The sequence below is a fragment of the Enterobacter sp. Taxon_2 genome (assembly GCF_058355295.1).
Genome location: NZ_CM178024.1, coordinates 3,715,008 through 3,739,610 on the forward strand (window position 1 = coordinate 3,715,008; position 24,603 = coordinate 3,739,610).

At 57.6% G+C, this 24,603-nt stretch carries 18 protein-coding genes and 1 other RNA gene; 10 read left to right on the forward strand and 9 right to left on the reverse strand.

Annotated features, from left to right (window positions below; translation table 11 throughout):
* Positions 1–7 precede the first annotated feature (7 nt).
* Entirely contained in the window at positions 8–1,294 is a 1,287-nt protein-coding gene (locus tag AC4IC4_RS17570; protein ID WP_032646908.1) for an HlyC/CorC family transporter, read from the forward strand.
* Between the two features lie 52 nt (positions 1,295–1,346).
* On the opposite strand, the gene grpE is transcribed toward AC4IC4_RS17570, so the two are convergent.
* Positions 1,347–1,940: a nucleotide exchange factor GrpE gene (grpE, locus tag AC4IC4_RS17575; protein ID WP_491471599.1), complete on the reverse strand. Its 594-nt coding sequence runs from the start codon at positions 1,938–1,940 to the stop codon at positions 1,347–1,349.
* A 122-nt stretch (positions 1,941–2,062) separates the two neighbouring features.
* Between grpE and nadK the strand changes: the two genes are divergently transcribed.
* The 3 genes from nadK (at position 2,063) to bamE (ending at position 5,165) form a co-directional block, all read left to right on the forward strand.
* The gene (nadK, locus tag AC4IC4_RS17580) at positions 2,063–2,941 is read left to right on the forward strand and encodes an NAD(+) kinase (RefSeq protein WP_008502500.1); all 879 of its coding nucleotides are present in this window, start codon (positions 2,063–2,065) and stop codon (positions 2,939–2,941) included.
* Positions 2,942–3,026: 85 nt separating this feature from the next.
* Positions 3,027–4,688 (forward strand): DNA repair protein RecN, encoded by a 1,662-nt coding sequence (gene recN / locus AC4IC4_RS17585; protein ID WP_491471600.1) that lies wholly within the window; start codon positions 3,027–3,029, stop codon positions 4,686–4,688.
* Positions 4,689–4,826: 138 nt separating this feature from the next.
* Positions 4,827–5,165 carry an outer membrane protein assembly factor BamE gene (gene bamE, locus AC4IC4_RS17590; RefSeq protein WP_023308883.1) on the forward strand — a complete coding sequence of 113 codons (339 nt, stop codon included), beginning with the start codon at positions 4,827–4,829 and terminating at the stop codon, positions 5,163–5,165.
* Positions 5,166–5,268: 103 nt separating this feature from the next.
* Here the strand turns inward: bamE and AC4IC4_RS17595 are convergent, their stop codons facing one another.
* Together AC4IC4_RS17595 and AC4IC4_RS17600 are read right to left on the reverse strand one after the other, a co-directional pair.
* Positions 5,269–5,556 carry an RnfH family protein gene (locus AC4IC4_RS17595; protein WP_023308884.1) on the reverse strand — a complete coding sequence of 96 codons (288 nt, stop codon included), beginning with the start codon at positions 5,554–5,556 and terminating at the stop codon, positions 5,269–5,271.
* A complete protein-coding gene (locus tag AC4IC4_RS17600; RefSeq protein WP_024908332.1) occupies positions 5,546–5,983 on the reverse strand; it encodes a type II toxin-antitoxin system RatA family toxin in 438 nt (145 codons plus the stop codon). Before AC4IC4_RS17600 ends, AC4IC4_RS17595 begins: the two co-directional genes overlap by 11 nt.
* A 156-nt stretch (positions 5,984–6,139) precedes the next feature.
* Between AC4IC4_RS17600 and smpB the strand changes: the two genes are divergently transcribed.
* The gene (smpB, locus tag AC4IC4_RS17605; RefSeq protein ID WP_024908331.1) at positions 6,140–6,622 is read left to right on the forward strand and encodes an SsrA-binding protein SmpB; all 483 of its coding nucleotides are present in this window, start codon (positions 6,140–6,142) and stop codon (positions 6,620–6,622) included.
* An 89-nt stretch (positions 6,623–6,711) separates the two neighbouring features.
* Positions 6,712–7,075: a transfer-messenger RNA gene (gene ssrA / locus AC4IC4_RS17610) on the forward strand.
* 141 nt (positions 7,076–7,216) lie between these two features.
* Here ssrA and AC4IC4_RS17615 read toward each other — a convergent pair.
* From AC4IC4_RS17615 to AC4IC4_RS17625, 3 genes are all read right to left on the reverse strand, one after another.
* Entirely contained in the window at positions 7,217–8,263 is a 1,047-nt protein-coding gene (locus AC4IC4_RS17615; RefSeq protein ID WP_491471601.1) for a bifunctional transcriptional activator/DNA repair enzyme AdaA, read from the reverse strand.
* Positions 8,247–9,023 carry an isocitrate lyase/PEP mutase family protein gene (locus AC4IC4_RS17620; protein WP_491471602.1) on the reverse strand — a complete coding sequence of 259 codons (777 nt, stop codon included), beginning with the start codon at positions 9,021–9,023 and terminating at the stop codon, positions 8,247–8,249. The genes AC4IC4_RS17615 and AC4IC4_RS17620 overlap by 17 nt, the downstream gene beginning before the upstream one ends.
* A 127-nt stretch (positions 9,024–9,150) precedes the next feature.
* Entirely contained in the window at positions 9,151–9,948 is a 798-nt protein-coding gene (locus tag AC4IC4_RS17625) for a nucleotidyltransferase domain-containing protein (protein ID WP_491471603.1), read from the reverse strand.
* 469 nt (positions 9,949–10,417) lie between these two features.
* On the opposite strand from AC4IC4_RS17625, the gene AC4IC4_RS17630 reads away from it, so the two are divergent.
* The 3 genes from AC4IC4_RS17630 (at position 10,418) to AC4IC4_RS17640 (ending at position 11,832) form a co-directional block, all read left to right on the forward strand.
* Complete coding sequence (locus tag AC4IC4_RS17630) at positions 10,418–10,774, forward strand: hypothetical protein (protein ID WP_008502540.1); 357 nt, start codon at positions 10,418–10,420, stop codon at positions 10,772–10,774.
* A gap of 87 nt (positions 10,775–10,861) precedes the next feature.
* Entirely contained in the window at positions 10,862–11,206 is a 345-nt protein-coding gene (locus AC4IC4_RS17635) for a cupin domain-containing protein (protein WP_491471604.1), read from the forward strand.
* Between the two features lie 68 nt (positions 11,207–11,274).
* Positions 11,275–11,832 (forward strand): YceI family protein, encoded by a 558-nt coding sequence (locus AC4IC4_RS17640; protein ID WP_032645317.1) that lies wholly within the window; start codon positions 11,275–11,277, stop codon positions 11,830–11,832.
* Here AC4IC4_RS17640 and AC4IC4_RS17645 read toward each other — a convergent pair.
* The 3 genes from AC4IC4_RS17645 to AC4IC4_RS17655 are packed head-to-tail and all read right to left on the reverse strand — an operon-like array spanning position 11,824 to position 13,677.
* Positions 11,824–12,615, reverse strand: a complete 792-nt coding sequence (locus AC4IC4_RS17645; RefSeq protein ID WP_473713273.1) for an anti-sigma factor family protein — start codon at positions 12,613–12,615, stop codon at positions 11,824–11,826. The two genes, AC4IC4_RS17640 and AC4IC4_RS17645, sit on opposite strands and share 9 nt — an antisense overlap.
* Positions 12,612–13,142, reverse strand: coding sequence for an RNA polymerase sigma factor (locus AC4IC4_RS17650; protein WP_491471605.1), 531 nt, complete (start codon positions 13,140–13,142; stop codon positions 12,612–12,614). The genes AC4IC4_RS17645 and AC4IC4_RS17650 overlap by 4 nt, the downstream gene beginning before the upstream one ends.
* 7 nt (positions 13,143–13,149) lie before the next feature.
* Positions 13,150–13,677 carry a tetratricopeptide repeat protein gene (locus tag AC4IC4_RS17655; RefSeq protein ID WP_024908319.1) on the reverse strand — a complete coding sequence of 176 codons (528 nt, stop codon included), beginning with the start codon at positions 13,675–13,677 and terminating at the stop codon, positions 13,150–13,152.
* A gap of 755 nt (positions 13,678–14,432) precedes the next feature.
* On the opposite strand from AC4IC4_RS17655, the gene AC4IC4_RS17660 reads away from it, so the two are divergent.
* Positions 14,433–24,533: a BapA/Bap/LapF family large adhesin gene (locus AC4IC4_RS17660; protein ID WP_491471606.1), complete on the forward strand. Its 10,101-nt coding sequence runs from the start codon at positions 14,433–14,435 to the stop codon at positions 24,531–24,533.
* Positions 24,534–24,603 lie beyond the last annotated feature (70 nt).

Here is a 24,603-nt window from a genome sequence, read left to right on the forward strand (position 1 = left end):
GTTCCCCCTGGAACACATCTCTACCACCACGCTGATCGTTACGCTGATCGTCATGGTGGTCATCTCCGCCTATTTCTCCGGCTCGGAAACCGGCATGATGACCTTAAACCGCTACCGGTTACGTCATCGTGCTAAACAGGGTAACCGCGCCGCACGTCGCGTTGAAAAACTGCTCCGCAAGCCGGATCGCCTGATAAGCCTGGTGCTCATCGGCAACAACCTCGTCAACATTCTGGCCTCTGCCCTCGGCACCATCGTCGGGATGCGCCTGTACGGCAACGCAGGGGTGGCGATTGCCACCGGCGTGCTGACGTTCGTGGTGCTGGTGTTTGCCGAAGTGCTGCCGAAAACCATCGCCGCGCTTTACCCTGAGAAAGTCGCCTACCCGAGCAGCTTCCTGCTGGCACCGCTGCAGATCCTGATGATGCCGCTGGTCTGGCTGCTGAACATGGTGACGCGCGTCCTGATGCGGATGGTGGGAATCAAAGCCGACGTCACCATCAGCAGCGCGCTCAGCAAAGAAGAGCTTCGCACCATCGTGCATGAATCCCGCTCGCAGATCTCCCGGCGCAATCAGGACATGCTCCTGTCGGTGCTGGATCTGGAAAAGGTGAGCGTGAACGACATCATGGTGCCGCGTAACGAAATCGTCGGTATCGACATCAATGACGACTGGAAAGCCATCGTTCGCCAGCTGACGCACTCCCCGCACGGGCGCATTGTGCTCTATCGCGACTCGCTGGATGACGCCATCAGCATGCTGCGCGTGCGCGAAGCCTACCGTCTGATGACCGAGAAAAAAGAGTTCACCAAAGAGGTGATGCTGCGCGCCGCCGACGAAATTTACTACGTGCCGGAAGGAACCCCCCTCAGCACGCAGCTGGTGAAATTCCAGCGTAACAAGAAGAAGGTCGGCCTGGTGGTCAACGAGTACGGCGATATCCAGGGGCTGGTGACGGTCGAAGATATTCTGGAAGAGATTGTCGGGGACTTTACCACCTCAATGTCGCCTTCCCTCGCGGAAGAGGTCACCCCGCAAAACGACGGCTCGGTGCTGATTGACGGCAGCGCGAACATTCGTGAACTCAACAAAGCATTTAACTGGCATTTACCGGAAGATGAGGCTCGGACCATTAACGGGATGATTCTGGAAGCGCTGGAAGAGATCCCGGCGGCGGGCACGCGGGTGCGCATTGAGCAGTACGATATTGATATCCTGGACGTGCAGGACAATATGATTAAGCAGGTGAAAGTCCTGCCTGTTAAACCTCTGCGCGAAAGTATCGCAGAGTAAGGCAGTAGGCCGGGTAAGGCGAACGCCGCTACCCGGCACTACGGATAGCGAATTACGCTTTCGCTTTCGCCACGGTCACCATCGCAGCGCGAATGGTACGGCCGTTCAGGGTGTAACCTTTCTGCATTACGCCCAGCACTTTACCGGCTTCCACTTCTTCGGACTCCACCATCGCAATCGCCTGGTGAACGTTTGGATCCAGCGGAACGTCGGTATCGGCAATCACTTCCACGCCAAACTTACGCACCACGTCGAGCATGGATTTCAGCGTCAGTTCGATACCTTCGATCATTGCCGCGTTGTCCAGATTCGCTTTGTCAGCCACTTCCAGGGCGCGATCGAGGCTATCGATTACCGGCAGCAGTTCGTTGACGAATTTCTCCAGCGCAAATTTATGCGCCTTCTCAACGTCCTGCTCGGTACGACGACGCAGGTTTTCCATTTCCGCCTTGATGCGCAGAACACCATCGCGTTCGCGATTCTGTGCTTCTACCAGCTGGGCTTCCAGATTCGCAATTTTTTCATCGCGCGGGTCCACCTGCTCAGCAGATGCGTCTGGCTCTACAGCCTCAACTTCATCGTGCTGTTCCGTGATAATTTCTTCAGGGGCTTGCCCCTCAGGCGTTTTCTGTTCTTTACTACTCATGAATTTCTCCGCGTTTTTCTGCATTCATCTCGCTAACTTCGCTTATTATGGGGATCAGTTTCCGGGATTCAAGGGAACAAGACAGATTGTCATCATTCATCAGGCACAAGGACCTCCAGAAAATGAATAATCATTTCAGGTGTATTGGGATCGTCGGGCATCCGCGTCACCCTACCGCACTAACGACACATGAAATGTTGTATCGCTGGTTGTGTAGCAAAGGCTATGAAGTGATGGTCGAGCAGCAGATTGCCCAGGAGCTGCAGCTGAAGAGCGTCAAAACCGGCACGCTGGCGGAAATAGGCCAACAGGCCGATCTCGCCGTGGTGGTGGGCGGCGACGGCAACATGCTCGGCGCGGCCCGCACGCTGGCGCGTTATGACATTAAGGTCATCGGCATCAACCGTGGCAATCTCGGCTTTTTAACCGACCTTGACCCGGACAATGCGCAGCAGCAGCTGGCCGACGTGCTGGAAGGCCACTATATCAGTGAAAAACGCTTTTTACTGGAAGCGCAGGTGTGCCAGCAGGACTGCCAGAAGCGCATCAGCACCGCGATTAACGAGGTGGTCCTTCACCCCGGTAAAGTGGCGCACATGATCGAGTTCGAAGTCTATATCGACGAAATCTTTGCCTTCTCCCAGCGTTCTGACGGGCTGATTATCTCCACCCCGACCGGCTCAACCGCCTACTCGCTTTCTGCCGGCGGCCCGATCCTGACGCCCTCGCTGGATGCCATTACCCTGGTGCCAATGTTCCCGCACACGCTCTCCGCCCGTCCGCTTGTCATCAACGGCGACAGCACGATCCGTCTGCGCTTCTCGCACCGCCGTAACGACCTGGAGATCAGCTGCGACAGTCAGATAGCGCTGCCGATCCAGGAAGGTGAAGATGTGCTTATTCGCCGGTGTGATTACCACCTGAATCTGATTCATCCGAAAGATTACAGCTATTTCAACACATTAAGCTCGAAGCTTGGCTGGTCAAAAAAATTGTTCTGATTCTGCATCCAGTACTTTACTGTATAAAAAACCAGTTTATACTGTATGAAAATACAGTCATGGTTTTTCATACAGGAAAACAATTATGCTGGCACAACTGACCATCAGCAACTTTGCCATTGTTCGTGAGCTTGAGATCGATTTCCACAGCGGCATGACGGCGATCACCGGGGAAACCGGTGCAGGTAAATCCATTGCCATTGATGCCCTCGGCTTGTGCCTTGGCGGCCGCGCAGAGGGCGATATGGTGCGCATGGGCGCCAACCGTGCCGACCTGTGCGCCCGTTTCTCCCTGAAAGACACCCCTGCCGCCCAGCGCTGGCTGGAGCAGAACCAGCTCGAAGATGGACGTGAGTGTTTACTCCGCCGCGTCATCAGCAGCGACGGTCGTTCCCGCGGTTTTATCAACGGCACGGCGGTTCCGCTTTCCCAGCTTCGTGAACTCGGCCAGCTGCTTATCCAGATCCACGGTCAGCATGCGCACCAGCAACTCGTCAAACCCGAACAGCAGAAAGCGCTGCTGGATGGCTATGCGGGTGAGTACGCGCTTACTCAGCTTATGGCGGAACACTATCGCCAGTGGCATCAGAGCTGCCGCGAGCTCGCCCAGCACCAGCAGCAAAGCCAGGAGCGCGCCGCACGTGCGGAGCTGCTGGCGTACCAGCTTAAAGAGCTGAACGAATTCAACCCGCAGGCGGGTGAGTTTGAGCAAATCGACGAAGAGTACAAACGCCTGGCGAACAGCGGTCACCTGCTCTCAACCAGCCAGAATGCGCTTAACCTGCTGGCGGATGGCGAAGACGTAAACCTGCAAGGACAGCTGTATAACGTCCGCCAGTTGATTACCGAACTGGTCGGCATGGACAGCAAGCTTTCAGGCGTTCTGGATATGCTGGAAGAAGCGGCTATTCAGATCTCCGAAGCCAGTGACGAACTGCGCCACTACTGTGAACGTCTGGATCTCGACCCGAACCGTCTGTTTGAGCTGGAGCAGCGTATCTCCCGTCAGATTTCACTGGCGCGCAAGCACCACGTCACGCCGGAAGAGTTGCCGGGCTACTATCAGTCTCTGCTGGAAGAGCAGCAGCAGCTTGACGATCAGGCTGACTCGCAGGAAACCCTCTCTCTGGCGGTGAACCTGCACCATGAACAGGCGCTGGCGACGGCGCAAAAGCTGCATGAAATCCGTCAGCATTACGCCCTGGAACTAAGCCAGCACATCACCGACAGCATGCACACACTGGCGATGCCGCACGGTGTATTCACCATTGATGTCCGCTTTGAAGAGAACCACCTGACGGCGGAAGGTGCGGACCGCATCGAGTTCCGCGTCACCACCAACCCGGGGCAGCCGCTGCAGGCTATCTCCAAAGTGGCCTCCGGCGGTGAACTGTCGCGTATTGCGCTGGCAATTCAGGTGATTACCGCGCGTAAAATGGAAACCCCGGCGCTGATTTTCGATGAAGTGGATGTCGGCATCAGCGGCCCAACGGCGGCGGTGGTGGGTAAACTGCTGCGCCAGCTCGGCGAATCAACGCAGGTGATGTGTGTCACCCACCTGCCGCAGGTCGCGGGCTGTGGTCATCATCACTTTATCGTCAGTAAAGAAACCGACGGTGAAATGACCGAAACACACATGAAGCCGCTGGATAAACGTGCGCGCCTGCAGGAGCTGGCACGCCTGCTCGGCGGCAGCGAAGTCACGCGTAATACGCTCGCGAACGCGAAAGAACTGCTGGCAGCATAAACTTTTTCGGGATCTCAGGGTCATACAGAACAACAAAAACGCCGCCAGACCGGTTTCAAAGTGGGGCAAGGTCTATTATCATCGGCATATTACATATGAGCCGCGTTCTGCTCGGGCCCGAAAAGGAATCAAATCACTATGCGTTGTAAAATGCTGACCGCTGCCGCTGCGGTTCTTCTGATGTTGACCGCAGGCTGTTCCACTCTGGAGAAAGTGGTTTACCGTCCTGACATCAACCAGGGGAACTACCTTACCCCTAACGATGTGTCCAAAATCCGCGTGGGGATGACACAACAGCAGGTCGCTTATACACTGGGAACCCCGATGATGTCCGATCCGTTCGGCACTAACACCTGGTTCTATGTATTCCGTCAGAAGCCGGGCCACGAAGATGCGACCCAGCAGACCCTGACGCTGACCTTCAGCAGCGCCGGTGTGTTGACCAACATCGACAACAAGCCTGCCCTGACCAAATAATCAGAAGTCAGAAATGCAAAAAGGTGCTCATTGAGCACCTTTTTTGTATTTCTTTTATCCCCTCGCCCCTTTGGGGAGAGGGTCAGGGTGAGGGGAAAACACGCTACTTACCCGCCTTCTCCGCACGCTGACGACGCAGCTCTTTCGGGTCGGCAATCAGCGGACGATAAATCTCCACCCGATCGCCCTCTTTCAGCACATCACCCAGCTTCACTGGACGGCTGTAAATCCCGACCTTATTTTTCGCCAGGTCGATATCGCTGCGAAGCTCAAGGATGCCGGACGCGCGGATAGCTGCCTCAACGGTTGCTCCCTCTTCCAGCGTCACGCGCTGCAGGTACTGTTTCTCCGGCAATGCGTACACCACTTCTACAGCTATCTTATGCGACACTGTAAACCTCTTTGGCGCGGGTGGTGAACGCCTGAACCATATTGGACGCCAGCTCTTTAAAGATGCGGCCAAACGCCAGCTCAATCAGCTTATTGGTAAATTCAAAGTCCAGCTGGAACTCGATGCGGCAGGCGTCAGCGCTCAGCGGCGTAAACTTCCAGCCTCCCATCAGGGTTTTAAACGGACCATCTACCAGATGCATCAAAATACTCTGATTGCTGGTCAGCGTATTGCGGGTGGTGAACGTCTTGCTGATCCCCGCTTTGGAGACGTCCACCGCCGCGGTCATCTGCGTCGGGCCGGACTCCAGAACGCGGCTCCCGGTGCATCCCGGAATAAATTCTGGGTAAGACTGAACATCGTTCACTAACTGATACATCTGTTCCGCGCTGTAAGGCACAAGCGCAGTACGGCTAATCTGAGGCATAGCATTTCCCATGGTCACACAACGGACAAATAATAACATTTATCACCTGTTAAAAAAACGCTAAGCCTCATCTCGTGCTAAGATAGCGCGTTAGACCTCACAGGACGCAATGAGGTGACTTTTTGAAATCAGATTACCGACGGCTTTACGACACTTATGACGAAGAAAAAAGCACATAAACCAGGCTCGGCGACCATTGCGCTCAACAAGCGTGCTCGCCACGAGTATTTCATTGAAGAAGAATTCGAAGCTGGCCTTGCGTTGCAGGGCTGGGAAGTAAAATCGCTGCGCGCCGGGAAAGCCAACATCGGCGATAGCTACGTGATCCTGAAAGATGGCGAAGCCTTCCTGTTCGGCGCGAACTTTACGCCGCTGACCGTCGCCTCCTCACACTACGTGTGTGACCCTACGCGCACCCGCAAGCTGCTGCTGAACAAGCGTGAGCTGGAATCCCTCTACGGACGCATCAACCGTGAAGGTTTCACCGTGGTCGCCCTGTCGCTGTACTGGAAAAACGCCTGGTGCAAAGTGAAAATTGGCGTCGCGAAGGGTAAAAAACAGCACGACAAACGTACTGACCTGAAAGAGCGCGAATGGCAGCTCGACAAAGCGCGCATCATGAAAAACGCAGGACGTTGATTCTGCATACTTATTGTACTATTCAATAAGTTAGCGTTCCGGGCTGGTATCCAGGAAGTGAAATCTGGTATACTCAGTTCAACACTATTGGGGCTGATTCTGGATTCGACGGGATTTGCGAAACCCAAGGTGCATGCCGAGGGGCGGTTTGCCTCGTTAAAAGCCGCAAAAAAATAGTCGCAAACGACGAAAACTACGCTTTAGCAGCTTAATAACCTGCTCTGAGCCCTCTCTCCCTAGCTTCCGCTCTTAAGACGGGGATCAAAGAGAGGTCAAACCCAAAAGAGATCGCGTGGAAGCCCTGCCTGGGGTTGAAGCGTTAAAACTAATCAGGCTAGTTCGTTAGTGGCGTGTCTGTCCGCAGCTGGCGTGCGAATGTAAAGACAAACTAAGCATGTAGTACCGAGGATGTAGAAATTTCGGACGCGGGTTCAACTCCCGCCAGCTCCACCAAAATTCTCCATCGGCGATCACCAGAGTCGACTGATGAAGTCCTGAAAGCCCGCATGGCGCAAGCCCTGCGGGCTTTTTTGTACCCTCAATATGTCCCGCGAAGTTCATAAAATTTCCCGGCGACACAGCAACATCACACCATTAAACATTATTTCTCTCATGCTCAATGAGCCATTCTTTGCGTGAAATCCCCCCTCCATAACCTGTCATCGCGCCATCTTTTCCAATTATCCTGTGACAGGGAGTCACAATCGCAATCCGGTTGGCACCGTTAGCGGCAGCGACGGCGCGCACAGCATTTGGCTTATTAAGCCGTAGTGAAATGGCCTGATAGTGTGAGGTCTGTCCATAGGGAACAGCACGCAACGCATGCCAGACGGATTGTTGAAAATCACTGCCCGGGGCATCTAAAGCGAGATCAAACTGTCGGCGCGTTCCGGCAAAATACTCGTCGATCTCTTTTACTGTCTGTCGGGTATGGTTGTTTTCGCCGGTGACGATTCTGGCGTTAAATAAACGCTGTATATCGCGGAATTCAGTTTCCAACATCCGGCGATCGGTAAACTCCAGCAGACAGACACCCAGCTCTGTCGCGCAGACAAACATCGGTCCAAGCGTCGTGGTAAACCGGTGAATGACTATCACCTGGGTTGCCTGAGTCGGCGCTGCGCCTGTAAGCCGCTTGTAGGTGTAACCAAAGCCGCTAAGGGATTCATAGCCATTGTCCAGCGCAACGTCAGTCGCCGCTCGTCCGCTTTTCAGCTCCTGCAAGGCAACGTTCACCCGCTGCATTCGCTGGAAAGCCTGAAAAGTGATGCCGTGATGTTGCAGGAACCAACGTCTTACCCGCTCCGGGCTGATGCCATGCTGACGAAGCTCCGCGTCTGCTACACGGGATTTAATATCGCGCCTGACAAGCGCAAGCGCCTGCTCAACGAATAATGGCGCGCTGTGCGCATTTTCAGCGGGCCTGCAGACCTTACAGGGACGAAAGCCAGCCGCCAGGGCAGATTTGGCATCTTTATAAAATTCGACATTTTCGCGTTTGGGCTTTCGCGCCCGGCATACCGAAATGCAGAATACGCCAGTGGTTTTGACGCCAACAAAAAACACGCCAATGTAGTCTGAAGCACGTTCAAGTAATGCCTGATACCAGATATCGCATAAATTCTTATCGGTTATTTTCATTACTAAAAAGTCCTTCAAACGTCTGACGCGCTCGGATCGCATGCATGACATCAGTCAACGTTGACTGCATCGCTGAATGAACAAAATTGCCCATTGAAATGCGGCTTGCCCCAGCCCGTTTCAGCCTGTCGAATGACGGTAGATCGGGCATACACATGACATTCAGGGGCAATCCCGTTGCCTCTGCTATGAGGCTAATGTCTTTCTCTGACGTCAGGCAGGGAACAAAAAGGCCGTCGGCACCTGCAGCTTTATAGCGTTGACCCCGTAATATCGTCTCCTGCAACGCGTCTTCATGCCCGAGCAGGTACGTGTCAGTCCGGATATTCATGAACAGACGATAATCTTCCCTTCTCAGCATATTGCACACTGCTCTCAGGTTACGGGAAAAATCAGAGGCATCGTCAAGCTGACGAACCCCGTTTATGACTCGGCTGTCTTCGAGGTTAACGCCTGCGACGCCTGTCTGAGCAAGGCGCCTCAGATTGGCTGCTATCTCTTCGGCTGAATCACCATACCCTGCTTCCATGTCAACGCTCAATGGCAGGTTGCTGACAGCCCGGATCCGGGTGACCATATAAAATAACTCATCAAACGGCATTTCCTGGCCGTCGTCATATCCCAGTGTGGACGCTATAGCTGCACTGGACGTTCCCAGTACCTGATAGCCTGCTTTTTGCGCTGCGACAGCACTGGCGGCATCCCAGACGTTGGCGATAAGAAGAGGCTCATGCTGATAGTGGCGTTCTGCAAAGTTCATATTCATATCCTCTCGATAGATTGAAAATGAATCTAAGCACTCAGTAAGAACCTCACAACCGAAATTCAGACGACCATTTTTTTAGCAAACGTCGTCTGAACTCGGGTGCGGAACAGGCCAAAATCTTTCAGGCTCGAGTTCCGGCTTTCAGCAAGGCAAGGACCGCCCAACGGGCCGCATCGTCCGCGATATTTTCCGGCAGCGCATCAGCACGCAGCGTGATATAAGCATCAACAGCCTTTCTGAGGGCCATGCTGACGGAATCACGATTGTGCATTGCCAGCGTGGAAGCCAACAGGTTATCAGGATCAATGCTGAGGCATTCGATGCGGCGAACCCCACGTTGCGGTAGATTTGCTCGACGGTACAGCATAGGTCCCAGCACTTGCTCCCGGAAGAATGCCAGCATGCCTATCGCTTCAAAGAGTTCTCCTCTTCCCAGTTTCACCACCGCGTAATGAAGCCAGATCCAGGCTCGGGACTCAAACCACTCCGGCGTCATATCAGGCCAGTTAGCGCTAAATTTTGCCAGTTGGCGCTCCAGAGCGGTGTTATCACGGGTAAATAACACCACGGGCTCCTCAACGCGCTGAGTGAGCATTTCCAGGGTGACAAATTTCAGATCGACATGAAGGAGTTCGGGACCATACAGGCAGATAAGCAGACGAGGCTCTCCCACATGTTCCCCGGTGAAAGCATGGAGCAGGTGACCCAGTGTTCCGGCGAACACAATACGCTGAGCCATGATTTCGTCATAGTAGAGAGGGTCTACTACAACGACAAAATCAAGATCGGAATATTTATCAAACCCGCCATGAACAAGCGAGCCGCCAGCGAGAAGGGAGTGAATCCGCGAATCAGCCTGAAATTTAAGCTTAAGTTGCTCTGCAAAACTTCTGTGTAAATCGGGTAACGTACTAAGCATACTTTTTCCTGTTCACAAAAAAGACAAAGCATTACAGGGTATCGCGCTGTTTATAGGCAGGCCAGATATTTTTAATCTGTGATCTCTCCACCACAATCACTACGTCCAGCCCTGACAGAGCTCATTCATCTTCTCGCTTGAGAAGCTACACTCTCCCTTTGACCAACATCAACGACACCGCCTCTCCCCCTATGGAGAATAAAAAAACACCCCCACCCAGCGCTACGGATTAGCCGCCTCAACCCGGAAGGAACTCCACCATGTACAGACCTATAACCGTCATAATATTCATTCTCCTGACGCTCGCCGCCCTCGCGGAAATAGGCGTTTTATCCTTTGGATAATCCTCAGGCGAAATCCCCCTCATCAGGGCACATTGATCTCATTACAGTTTTTTCCTAAAGCCATCCCGCTTCGCCTGTGCCATGCTGAATCACGCTCATAACCGATAACGTTAAATGAGGATATTATGAAAAAAACAATTATCGCATTATCTGCCGTTCTGCTGGCTTCCCCAGTATTTGCTGCGACCACACATGCAACTGACGATACCGTCGCTGCGGCGAACGCAAACGCCAACGAGGCGAAGCAAAAACTGCACGAAGAGCAGAATAAAGGTGAAGAGCTGAAGCTGAAACAGAAGCACGCTGCGGAAGGTAAAAGCGAAAGCTTTGGCAGCAAGGTCAGCGAAGATTCCCAGAAAGCCTGGCATAAAACCAAAGAAGGCACCGAGAAAGGGTGGGATGCCACCAAAGAAGGCGCTGAGAAAGGCTGGAACAAAACCAAAGAAGGTGCCAGCGAGCTGGAAAAGAAAGTCACTGAGTAATCCCTTCGAAAGGCCGCATACGCGGCCTTTTTTATTCCCTCCCACCCTGCTTCCTGAAGGCTAAACTTATTTCAGGAGGGCACCGTCATGAGCCACAAAGAAACCGCACCAGAAACCCAGGGCGTTACCGTTGAACTGCTTTCCATCGTCGATCTGGGCCCGGAGATCGCAGGCATGGACGGTCGACAGCTTCGCATGCGCAGGGTGACACTCGCCCCCGGCGCGGTCTTTGGTCCAGTGCACGATCATATCGATCGCCCCGGTACCGTTTTTATCCTTGAGGGGATCATCACCGATCATCGTAACGGTATCGCCACCGATTACGGTCCCGGCGTCGGGTGGCCGGAAGACCATAATACGGTCCACTGGCTGGAAAATCGGGGCCCGATCGCCGCCGTCGAAATCTCGGTGGATATCGTTAAAACACCCTGACGCACAAAAGTCGAATAGATCCCGGGGGTGACGCGTTTACTCCCTGCCCCCCTAAAAGAGATCCTGAGATGCTGCGACGCCTGGTGATAGTGCTGATTTTGTTTTGTCCGTGGGCGTTAGCTGCCCCAAAAAGCTACATTATCGACACCGACAACACCGCCATTCGGCTATCGTGGCATGCCTTCGGCGGTATCCTCTCCTGGGCGACGTTCAGCGGCGTGACGGGCGCCGTGACCCTCAACCCGGAAAACGACGTCGACGACCATATTCACGTCACCATTCCCGTAGCAACTCTGGTGGCCTCAAACAAGCTGCTTACCTGGCAGCTGAAAAGCGATATGTTTTTTGATTCTGAGCACTACCCGACTATCGAGTTCATCAGCTCTCGCGTGGTCGCCCTGGGTGACGGGCGGTTCAGGGTGTTCGGCACGCTGACCGTGCGTAACATTGCCCGCCCGGTGCTCCTGGAGGCCGTGGTGAAAGACCCGCATGCGCAAGTCCTCACCCTGGATGCCACCACGGCGATCTCGCGCGCGTCCTATGGGATGGATAAGTTTGCGCTGGTCGTGGACGATCGTATTGCCATCGCCATTGCGATTAAGACAAACGACGTGCCGTCATCCTGAAATGAGCCGCTGTAGCTGCTCCGCATTTCCCCGCAGGTGAGACGGCGGATTGCGACCAATCAGGACAAACTGGTAGCCCGCCTCCTGCCACCACGCCAGGTTCATGCTGTGCCGCTGCTCCTGGCGCAGAGAGGCCCTGGTCTTCTCGTCAACAGGAGAAATACAGAGCGCCATCGGGCCGTAGTCGGCGTTGATCCAGGCAATCTGCGCGATAGAGGTGGTTTCATAGCGCAGCATTCGCACCATCTTCAACTCTGCCCCCTGCAGGACTAGCTGCGACATGTGCAGCTTTATGCCGATATCCTGCGCGGCCCGTTCCAGCCCGCGCTGCAGGACCGGCGTTGCGCTGTCCATATCCAGCAGCGTCTCGACGCTATACAGGGACATATATTGCGCTTCGAGGTCGCGAATATGGGCATTCTCATCCGCTGGCGCGGAAGTGGGCCGCAGCAGGTAGCCCAGCCCGGAGCCGACCATCAAAAAGCTGACCGATGCGGCAATTAGCGACCGCCTGCTGACGCCAGGCGGCGTGGAGGACTGTGGTTCGGGAATAGCAGCCAGACGCGCCTGCATTGTCTCCAGAGGCGCGTCATCCAGCAGGGAGGCAAACGCCCCGGCGTAATCCTGGCTGCTTTTCATCAGCTCGTTGGTTCGCCCGGCGAGGCGTTCATCACGTTTCAACTGTTCTTCAAAATGCTGCGCGTCGGCGCGGCACATCTCGCCATCTATCCATGCCACGATAGCGTCGTCGTTATAGGGCGGTGCAAAACGGTGCGCGTTCAATAGCGTTTCTCCTTTACCGGAGGCAGTGCGTCAGCGGATCTGGCAAGCCGAGCCCGCGCCGTTGCCAGCCGGCTCATCACGGTACCGATCGGCACCTCCAGCGTGTCCGCCGCCTCCTGGTAGGTAAAGCCTTCGACATAAACCAAAAATACCGCGTTGCGCTGGGCTTCAGGCAGCGTGTTGACGCGCTGCATCACCTTAAGGTAATGCAGACGCGTCTCATCCTGTTCGCGGGTGTCCGGTGCCAGAAGCTCGTCGCTGGCCACAAATCCCTGCCCCTGACGCACGTGTCGAGCCCGAAGCTCAGAGATCCAGATGGAGTGCAGTATCGCGAACAGCCACCTGTCGATGCGTGTGCCCGGCGTATACTGGCTGCTCCTTTCAAGCGCACGCACGCAGGTGGACTGAACCAGCTCTTCAGCGACATCTCTGTTTCGCGACAGCACCAGCCCATAGCGCCAGAGACGCGACAGATGTGCGGCTAACTGTTGACGAACCTCACTGGTAGCGATGGGCTTTCCCTCCACGAGAAAATCAGGATTCCGGATGTCCGTTAATGGCGGCCTGCAGGTCACGGTACTCCTCGCAGGACTGGCCACAAATACCGGCAATGACCTTCAGCTGTTCTTTCGCGAGGTCAGGACGTCCTTTTACCATCCACGCTTCACCGAGATATTCCCGGGCTTTGGCATAATCCGGGGCGATAGCCAGCGCACGCTGATAGTAACCAATGCCTTCGTCCGTACGACCAAGTTTGCGCGTGGCGAACCCGCGATAGTTCCACGCTTCAGCCGTATTGCCATTTTTCAGCGAATCAAGCAGATTCAGCGCCGCCTGGTACTCTCCTTTCTTCGCGAGATGGTACGCATAGTTGGTTTTGTCCTGGTCGCTGAGGCTGCTGCTCTTGTCCGGCACGCATTTCTGAGTAGCGCTGTCATACACCTGTCCGGCAGGACAGTCGGGCGTTTTGCTCTCGGTACTATTATTGCCCATCGCCAGCGCCAGTGGCGACAGCAGGGAAAAAATCAGTACCGGGATCAAACGAAACGAGGTCGTATTCATATAAAGCTCCAGGGTGAGTGGGGTGTGACGTCAGTAAACGTCCGACTGATGAGTTTTATTCATTCTCCCCGTAAATTTTTTGCTGTCGCGAAATCATGCTGACGTTGTAGCCCAATGAAAATAAATCAGGTTATTCATCCTCACCTTAACGTTATTATTTCGCGTGATAGCAGAGTTTTAACCTCACATAAGAATATATTTTATAGTGCAAGTGACATAATATATCTTATATCAAAAACTTTACCCTAACTTAAATGAACATTAATCAAATCTAAACAATATCGTTTTACATTATATTAAAAACATTCCCTACCAATTATCGCAGTGCATAAACCACGCTAAGAAAAAACATTACACACTAAAATTAAAGCCATATAAAACAACTGATTGCACCAGCCTAATTATTGACAACATCAATATACCAATGCCTTCCACCTTGTTTTCGCACTTATTTTTGAAAGCTTAATTTGCACAACCCATGTTTTCTGTCTATATCAATTTTATATCCTCAAAAATAATTCCTCTATTAATTACAGGGTTTTGCAAAACATAAAACACGAATAAAACGGTTCTCTTTCATAAAAAATTAGATTCGCTCTGATGTTGCCACTCTGAATCCTGGCGGGCATCGTGCGCGCTAAAAAACGGTCAGCGCTGCGTTATAACAGCGACTGCGCCGGGGGCGCCCTTTACCTTCTGCAGAGATGGCTCGTCTTGCTCGCCGTTCATGACACATCTGCTGGAGTAATAACTAAATGAGCCAAATCTCTGTTATCTCGAAACTTACTGGCGTAGAAACGAAAATGGAAGGCACACAGGTCACGCTGAGCCATTCCTCCATCGTTGAGCTTCATGTCGAGCGAGCGAGTGTCTCCCACTTCGCGCGAAGTGGTAACGATCTGCTGGTTACGCTGCACTCCGGCGAAGTGATCACTGTAAAAAATTTCTACGTCACGGACGCGCAGGGCGTGAGCCAGCTGGTTCTGCAGGACAGCGACGGCGCGTTATGGTGGATTGAAGATCCGGCCGGGGCCGCGACGTACGAATCTATCGCGTCTACGGACGTGCTGCTTGCGGCGTCAGGAAGTGATGCCGGTGGTGCCGCCTTCTGGCCATGGGCCCTCGGCGGCATCGTCGCTGCAGGCGGTATCGCGGCTGCGGCAAGTACCGGTGGCGGTGGCGGTGGCGGAGATGGCGGTAATAACAATACCACCAACCCCAACATCCCCGTCGATCCTGCCGATCCGGACACAACCCCGCCGAATGCACCGTCCGGTATTAAGTTCTCTTCAGATGGCAAGACCGTTACCGGTACCGCCGAACCCGGCAGCACTATCACGCTGAAAGACGCGAACGGCAATGTCGTTGGCACCGGAAAAACGGGCAGCGACGGCAACTTTACCGTCTCCCTCGGAACACCGCTGACCAACGGCGAGCAGGTGACTGCCACCGCGACGGATAACGCTGGGAATACCAGCCCGGGCACAACGCTCAACGCGCCGGACATAACCGCGCCCGATGCGCCAACGATTGGTAGTGTAATCGACGATATCGCCCCGCAGACAGGGACGGTGTCCAACGGCGGCAGCACCAACGATCAGCGCCCACAGCTTACCGGCACCGGCGAGGCGGGCTCGACCGTGACGATTTATGACGGAGGAGTCGCTATTGGTACGGCAATCGTCGCCAGCAACGGCACCTGGACCTTTACCCCGTCAGTTGACCTGAGTGAAAGCACTCACCAGATTACCGTGAAGGCAACCGACGCCGCCGGCAACACCGGGCCAGCCTCACCGGTGTTTACTCTTACGGTGGATCTTACTCCGCCGGACGCCCCGACCGCGATTGTGCTGACCGACGATACAGGTCTTATCAGGGGGACCATTACGTCGGGCGCGCCTACGGATGCTTCACAGCCGCTCCTGGCGGGAACGGGCGAGCCGGGTGGAACCATCACCATTTATGATAACGGCGTGGCGATTGGCACAACGACGGTGCAGCCCAACGGTACCTGGAGCGTTACGCCAAACGCTCCGCTGCCGGACGGGACACACTCCATAACCGTCACTGAAACCGATGCGGCCGGAAACCAGAGTACGGCTTCAGAACCTATCACCTTTACTGTGGATACTACCCCGCCGTCAGCCCCTGGAAACCTCGTGGTTTCGAATGATGGCGGCACCATCAGCGGCATCGCGGAAGCAGGCAGCACGGTGACCATCCGTGAAGGCGATGTCACCCTCGGTACCGTTGTTGCCGATAGCCAGGGTAACTTCAGCCTTCCGCTGACCCCGCCGAAGCTCAATGGCGAAATCCTGACCGCTGACGCCACCGACGCGGCAGGCAACACGGGACCCGCAACCGCCGCCGCGTCACCGGATACGACCCCACCGCAGGCACCAATTATCGTGTCTGTGATTGATGACGTGCAGGCCACCACAGGCCCCGTGGGCCCGAACGGGATTACCAACGACCGGGCGCCGACCGTGAACGGAACGGGCGAGGCGGGTTCGACCATCACGATTTATAACGGCAGCGATGTCCTCGGTACGACGGTTGTTCCCTCCTCCGGCCTGTGGAGCTTTACGCCGCCCGCACCGCTAACCGATGGCACGTACGTGCTGACAGCAACGGCGACGGATCCCGCCGGTAACCCGAGCGGAATATCAACCGCGTGGACAATTAATGTCGACGGGACGGCACCTGGCGCACCGGTGATTTCACAAGTCGTCGACGATGTCCCCGGGCGTACTGGCTCGCTCGATATTAATGAGACCACCAACGACGCCACCCCGACGCTCAGCGGTACCGCCGAGCCAAACGCGACGGTCACCCTCCGCGTGGACGGTGTGGCTATCGGTACGACCGTTGCCAATGGCCTCGGCGTATGGATCTTTACGCCTTCCTCGCCGATCGGTGAGGGTCCGCACGCCCTGACCGCGGTCGCGACCGACGCGGCAGGCAACATCAGCGGTGTTTCCAACACCTGGACTCTGACAATTGACAGCGTCGCGCCTGCTGCCCCGGTTATTACCCAGGTGCTGGATGATGTGCCGGAGCGCCTCGGCGCGCTCAACCCCAACGACAGCACCAACGACACCACGCCTACGCTCAACGGCACGGCTGAACCAGGCTCGACGGTCACCATCCGCCTGGATGGCACCGTTCTTGGCACGGCCCCGGTCGACAACAACGGCGTGTGGACCTATACCCCCACCGTGCCGCTTGGGGAGGGGCCTCATACCTTTACCGTTGTCGCCACCGATGCGGCTGGCAACACCAGCCAGCCGTCAAGCGGCTTCACCCTGACCGTCGATACCACACCGCCGACGGCTGCCACCATTGCCACCGTGACCGATGATGTCGGCGGCGTTCAGGGCCCGCTCACCAGCGGCGATACCACCGACGACACCCAGCCGCTGCTGCAGGGCACCGCCCCGGCGGATGCGGTGATCACCGTCTATGACGGCACTACCCTGCTCGGCACCGCCACCCTCGACGGCAGCGGCGGCTGGAGCTTTACGCCCGTTACCCCGCTCACCGACGGCCCGCATTCCCTGACGGTTCACGCCACGGATGCCGCGGGCAATACCACTATCTCCAGCCCGTTTGTATTGACGGTGGATACCGTCGCGCCTGCCACGCCGGATATCCCGGAAATTACCGTCAATCCTGACGGGACAGCAACGCCGCTGACCCCGGGGGAAATCACCCGCGACACCACGCCGACCCTGAGCGGTACCGGCACGGCGGGCGATACCGTGACGATCTACGGCAACGGCGTCAAAATCGGTGACGCTGTCGTGGACAATACCGGCAACTGGTCCTGGACGCCGCCATCCCCGCTGCCCGGCGGCACCTATGACATCACCCTGACCGTCACCAACATGGACGGTACGGGCAACGAAAGCGCCCCGTCGCAGCCGGTTACCATCACCATTGATACCGACCCGCCGGCAACCCCTGCGGCACCGATCGTCACCGACAGCGTCACCCAGATCACCGGCCCCGTTCCCGATGGCGGCACCACCAACGATCCGCGCCCGGTGCTGAGCGGCACCGGTACGCCGAACGACGTTATCAACATCACTGACACGGTCAACGGCGGCACGCCGACTATCGTTGGCACCGTCACGGTAGACAGCAACGGCAACTGGAGCTGGCGCCCTGGCAGCGACATTGCGGAGGGCAGCCACGTCTATACCGCCACCGCCACCGATGAGGCGGGCAACGTCTCTGACCCGTCGCCAGCGATTACGATCACCGTAGATACCGTGGCGCCGGTTCCGCCAGTGATTGGCGCCGTGGGCGGCGAGCCTAACGGGGGCTACATCACGGATACCACGCCGACAGTGGGCGGAACCGGCGTTAACGGTGAGACAGTGATTGTCTACAACAACGGCGTCGAGCTGGGCCGTGTCGTGGTCGCTAACGGAGAATGGAGCCTGACGCTTCCAGTGCAAACGGACGGCCCGCTGAACATTACCGTTGCGGGCGTGGATGCGGCGGGCAACGTCAGTGCGCCGAGTGCGGTCTTTACCGTCACGCTCGATACCGCTACGCCTGAGATTCCGCAGATTAATGCCGTTTCAGACAGCCAGCTCACCAACAACGTGCTCTACACCCGCGACGGCACGCCGACCCTCACCGGGACCAGCGAACCCGGCACCACCGTTATCGTCTCCATCGACGGTACCCCGTCGGGCGTGCCGGTCACGATACAGCCGGACGGCAGCTGGAGCTGGACGGCAGGCACAACGCTGTCGGATGGCCCGCACACCTTCACCGTCTCTGCTACCGACCCTGCGGGTAACGCCTCCGGAAACTCTACGCCGCTGAGCGTGACGGTTGACACCGCCGCACCTGCCGACCCGACCAACATGTCCCTGGCACAGGAGGGGACCCCGTTGACCGGTAATGCCGAAGCGGGAACCACCGTTACCGTGAAAGACAGCGGCGGGACCGTCATTGGTACCGGCGTTGTCGCAAGCGACGGCAGCTTCTCCATTGCGCTGAGCCCGGCGCAGCTGGATCCGACCACGCTGACCGTAAGCGCTACCGATGCCGCAGGAAATGCCAGCCCTGGCGCGTCCTTTATCGTTACCGATTCACCGCTCGACCTGCCGCAGGTGCCCGTCATCACGGCGATCAACGATGACGTCGCCCCGATCACAGGCGATGTGAAAGACAAAACCACCAACGACACCACCCCTACCCTTACCGGCACGGCTCAGGCGGGGAGCCTGATCACCATCTACCTGGACGGTAGCGCGACGCCATTGACGACAGTTACTGCCGACGGCAGCGGCAACTGGAGCTATACGCCAGCCGTCCTTGGCGAGGGGCTGCACACCTTTGAGGTGACCGCGACCCTCAATGGCCTGACCAGCGGCCGCTCTCCGGCGGCCAGCGTTACCGTTGACCTCACCGCACCGGGCACGCCGACCATCGGCGCCGTGATTGACGACGTCGGCCCAGGCACCGGTCCGCTGACCAGCGGGCAGACCACCAACGACAACCAGCCGACCCTCACCGGCACCGGCGCAGCAGGCGATACCATCTCCATCTACAACAACGGCGTGCTGCTGGACAGCGTGGTGATCGGCAATACCGGCACCTGGAGCTACACCACGCCGCCTCTGGCAGAGGGGAATAACGTCCTGACCATCCGCGAGACAGACCCGGCGGGGAATCAGAGCGGTCCTTCGGCGGGCTTCACCGTCGTGGTGGACTCCGTTTCCGCCACGCCGGTCATCACCAACGTTACGGACAATGTCGGTAACGCTGCCACCACGGTGGTCAGCGGCAGCGAAACGAACGACGCCACGCCAACCCTTTCGGGGACAGCGGACGCAAACAGCGTGGTGACTATTTTCGATGGCGGCACGCAGATCGCCGTGGTGACGGCTGATAGCAACGGCGCATGGACGTTTACCCCTGACACCGCGCTCGGCGAAGGCTCGCACAGCTTCACCGTTCGGGCGACCGATCCGCAGGGCAACGTCAGCGCGGTCTCAGCCCCCTGGAGCGTGGTGGTTGACCTGACGGCACCAACGGTTCCGACGCTGGATACGGTAAACGACAACGTCCCTGGCGGCGTCACGGGCAACCTCACCAGCGGTCAGGTGACCAACGACAGCACCCCAACCATCAGCGGTACCGGGCAAGCTGGCAGCACTATTCACATCATGAATAACGGCACGCAGATTGGTACTGCGGTCGTTGACGGAAGCGGCAACTGGTCCTTTACGCCGGCCGCGCCGCTGGGCGACGGCAGCTACGCCCTTCGCGTCTATGCAACGGATGCGGCAGGCAACGCCTCGGCTAACTCATCAGTGTTCGCCTTTACCGTTGATACCACAGCCCCTGGCGTACCGGTGGTGACCAGCGTAATTGACGATGTCGCGCCCGTCACCGGGACGCTCACGTCGGGCAACACGACCAACGACGCGCGTCCGACCTTCAACGGCACGGGCGACGTGGGTGCCACAGTGCACGTGATCGTTGATGGCAGCGAAATTGGCACGGCGGTGGTGAATGCCCAGGGCAACTGGACCTTCACCCCGGGCACCGATCTGGGCGACGGGCCGCACGCAATCACCTTCAACGCCACCGACGTGGCTGGCAATACCGGCAGCACGACGACGCCGTTTAACCTGACGGTGGATACGGGCGTGCCGTCGGCGCCGGTCATTTCGACCGCGGGTGACAATGTGGGCAGCATTCAAACCCCGCTCTCTTCCGGGCAGAGCACCGACGATACCACGCCGACGCTGAACGGCACCGCGACCGCCAACGCCACGGTCACCGTTTATGAAAACGGGCAGCCGGTCGGCACCGTTCAGGCGGACGGTACCGGGGCATGGAGCTTTACGCCGTCAGCGCCGCTGGCCAGCGGCAGCCATACCTGGACCGCCACGGTCACCGATGCAGCGGGTAACGTCAGCCCGACCTCGCCGGACTTTACCCTGATTATTGATACCGCGGCACCGAACGCGCCGGTTATCAGCCAGGCGATAGACGACGTGGGCAGCATCACCGGCCCGCTCACGTCCGGGCAGACAACCGACGACACCGTACCGCGCCTTGTCGGGACCAGTGAACCGTTTGCCACCGTGAAGATCTATGAGGGAACCACGCTTGTCGGAACGGGCACCGCGGATAGCGGCGGGAACTGGAGTATCTTGCTCACCACCACGCTGGCGAGTGGTCCGCACAGCTTTACCGCGCAGGCCACGGATGCAGCAGGCAACACCAGCGTGTCCTCCACCAGCTTCAGCCTCACTGTCGATACCACGCCGCCTGCGCTGCCGGTGCTGACCAGTATCGTGGATGACGTGGGCAATGCGGCGACGCCGATTGCCAACGGCGGGATCACCAACGACGCGCAGCCAACGCTCAGCGGCACGGCAGAAGCGGGTTCCACGGTGAAAATCTTTGATAACGGCGTGCAAATCGGCAGCGTGACGGCGACCGGTGGGGCGTGGAGCTTTACGCCATCTCCGGCGCTGAGCAACGGCGCGCACAATTTAACCTTTACCGCTACCGATGCGGTAGGCAACGCCAGCGCGCCCACCGCCGGGTATGTGATTAACGTCGATACCCTCCCGCCAGCCGCGCCGGTCATCAGTTCGGTCATTGATGATGTCGGCAGCGTCACCGGGCCGGTGACCGGTACGAATCCGACCAACGACACGCGCCCAACGCTGAGCGGGACAGCCGAAGCGAATGCCACGGTGCGGATCTACGATGGCATCACGCTAGTGGGTACGGTGACCGCCGATGGCAGCGGTAACTGGACCCTGCCGCAAACTACCACCGCGCTGGCGGAAGGCACGCATAACCTCACCGCCACGGCCACCGATGCGGCGGGCAACACCAGCGTGGCGTCCGCCGTGACGACGATTATCGTCGATACGATCGCACCAACGGCACCGACCGGGACCTTCAACGCTGACGGTAGCGTCCTGACCGGGACTGCGGAAGCAGGCAGCACCGTCGCTATCCGCCTTGCGGACGGCTCGACGGTGACCGCCACTGCGGGCAGCAACGGCACCTACAGCTACACCTTCATTAACAAACAGACCGAAGGCCAGACGCTGCAGATCACCGCCACCGACGCCGCAGGCAACACCTCGCTGCCGGGCTCTGCCCTTGCGCCGGTGGTGCCGCTCTCCGCCAGCAATAACGTCGAAGAGCTGAACCTCAGCACCACGGCAACCGTGACCAACAGCCAGTACAGCGATTACGGCTTCCTGCTGGTCGGCGCCGTCGGCAACGTCCTGACGCTGCTGGGCAACGATACCGCCCAGGTGAACTTCACGGTGGGCAGCGGCGGCAGCGCGGATATCGTGGTGAACGCCAACGCCACGGGGGCGGTGCTCTCTCTGCTCAATACCCTGGAGCTGGTGGTTCAGCATTACGTCAACGGCGCCTGGACCACCGTGGTGGATACCGGCCAGCCGCAGTTTGCCGATCTGCTGACCCTCGGCGCAACCGGCGTCTCACTGAACCTGACCGGGCTGGCTGACGGCAACTATCGCGTGCTCAGCTACAACACCAACCTGCTGGCGACCGGCTCCTACACCAGCCTCGACGTGGCGGTGAAAGAGACCGGTCCGGGTACGGTCACCGGTGAAACCAGCCTCAACGGCAACGTGATCCTCGATACGGATCCAACCGCCGGCAGCGACAACGCGCCGGCAGGGACCACTATCTCCGCGGTCACTAACGCCCAGGGCGTCACCACCAGCGTGAACGCCGACGGCACGGTGATTCAGGGCCAGTACGGTACGCTGACCATTAATCGCGACGGCAGCTACACCTACAACCTGACCGACACCAGCGCCGCGGTCATTGGCCGCACGGAGAGCTTCACCTATACCATCACTCATAACGGCGTCAGCGCGTCGGCAAACCTGGTGCTGTCTCTGGGTGCCGGTACGGTAATTAACGGCATTGTGGCGGTGGACGACACGGCCTCGCTGACCTTTGACACCACCGTGAGCGAGATTAATAACGGCGCCTCGTCTCAGAACGGTTTTACCCTGGTGGGCATTAATCTCGGCAACACGCTGGGGCTTAACCTGCTGGACGACATGACCAACCCGATTATCTACAACGTGGAGGAAGGCACGACCCGCACCATGACCATCCAGGCCTCGGTGGGCGGCGTGGCGCTGGCGTCGGTGTTCGATCTGTACGTCTATAAGTTCAACAACGCGACCCAGACCTTCGAGCAGGTTCGCGTCGAATCGGGCTGGCTACGCGCCCCGCTGCTGGGGGGAACGTCACCGCAGCTGACGCTGAACCTGCCCGCCGGGGAGTATCTGTTCCTGCTGAATACCGCGTCCGGGATCGCTGTACTGACGGGTTACACCCTGAGCGTCCTGCAGGATCATGTCTACAGCGTGGCGAGTATTAGCGAAACAACCACGGGCGACGTGCTGGCGAATGACCCGGTGCCAGCGGGCACGCTGGTTACGGAAGTGAACGGCGTGGCGGTCAACAGCAGCGGCACCACCACCATTCAGGGGGAATACGGCACGCTGACCATCAATTCGTCCGGTCAGTACACCTATACCCTGAGAAGCGGCGTGGGGGCGGACCATATCAGCACGCCGGATACCTTCGTTTACACCGTTACCGCGCCTGACGGCTCGAAGGATACAGCGTCGCTCAACATCACCCCAACCGCGCAGGCGATGAATGCGGTGAACGATGTCAGCAGCACCATGGACCTCACCTCGGTGCACCACACCTCGGCGTATTCAGATACCACCGTGGGCACCGCCAGCTGGACGACGGCCCTGTTCTCGTCAACCCAGGGCAGCGGCAGTGGGACCTTCGTTGTCGACCCGAACACCGCACTGCACAACGCGTCGCTGCACTTTAACGTGGCCTCGCTGCTGGCGCTGGGCGGACTAACGGTGAACTGGTCCATCAGCGACGGCTCGGGCGTGATCCGCAGCGGCTCCTTCAGCGGCGGCTCGCTGCTGGGCGGCAGTATCGACGTTCCGTTGACCGGGCTGGATCTCAACACCGGGACCTATACGCTGAACTTTACCGGCAGCGTCCCGGGGCTCAGCGTGGGGACCATCACCATCACGCCAAGCGTGAACGGCACCACCTACTCGCTGAGTGATTTTGACGTCACAGGCAGCCACACCGTCAACGGCAACATCTTTGACGGTACCGACTCTGGCGGCGTGCTGGATCAGCTCCACTCGGTGGATACCCGTCTGAGCGTGACCGGTTACAACGGCGTGACCACCACGCTGGATCCGTATACCGGCAGCGCAACGGTGAACATCACCGGCCATTACGGCATCCTGGCGATCGGCGCTGACGGTCATTACACCTATACCCTCAACAGCGGGGTATCGCTCTCAACCATGACCTCGAAGGAGACCTTCAACTACACCCTGACCGATGCCAACGGCAACACGGACAGCGCCACGCTGACCATCAATATGGCACCTCAGTTCATCAGCTCGGAACATAACGACGCCATCACCGGTACGGCCTACGGCGATACGCTGATTTACCAGGTGCTGAACAGTACGGTGGGGAATGCCACGGCGGGTAACGTCAGCAGCGCCGGAGGCGATCACTGGACAGGGTTCTCGCTGGCGCAGGGAGACAAGATCGACATTGGCGATCTGCTGGTGGGCTGGGACGGTAATACCGCCTCGTTGGGGAATTATATCCATGTCACACAAAGCGGTAGCAACACTGTGATCTCCATCGACCGTGATGGTGCGGGGTCCACCTACACTAATACCACGCTCGTTACGCTTGATAACGTTCAGACCACCTACGACGAGCTTGTTAACCAGCAACACATCATTACCTGATAGCACCTGCAAGAGATGACCCGGGCGCAAAGCGCCCGGGCATAACAATAAAGCTTTACTTATTTTATTA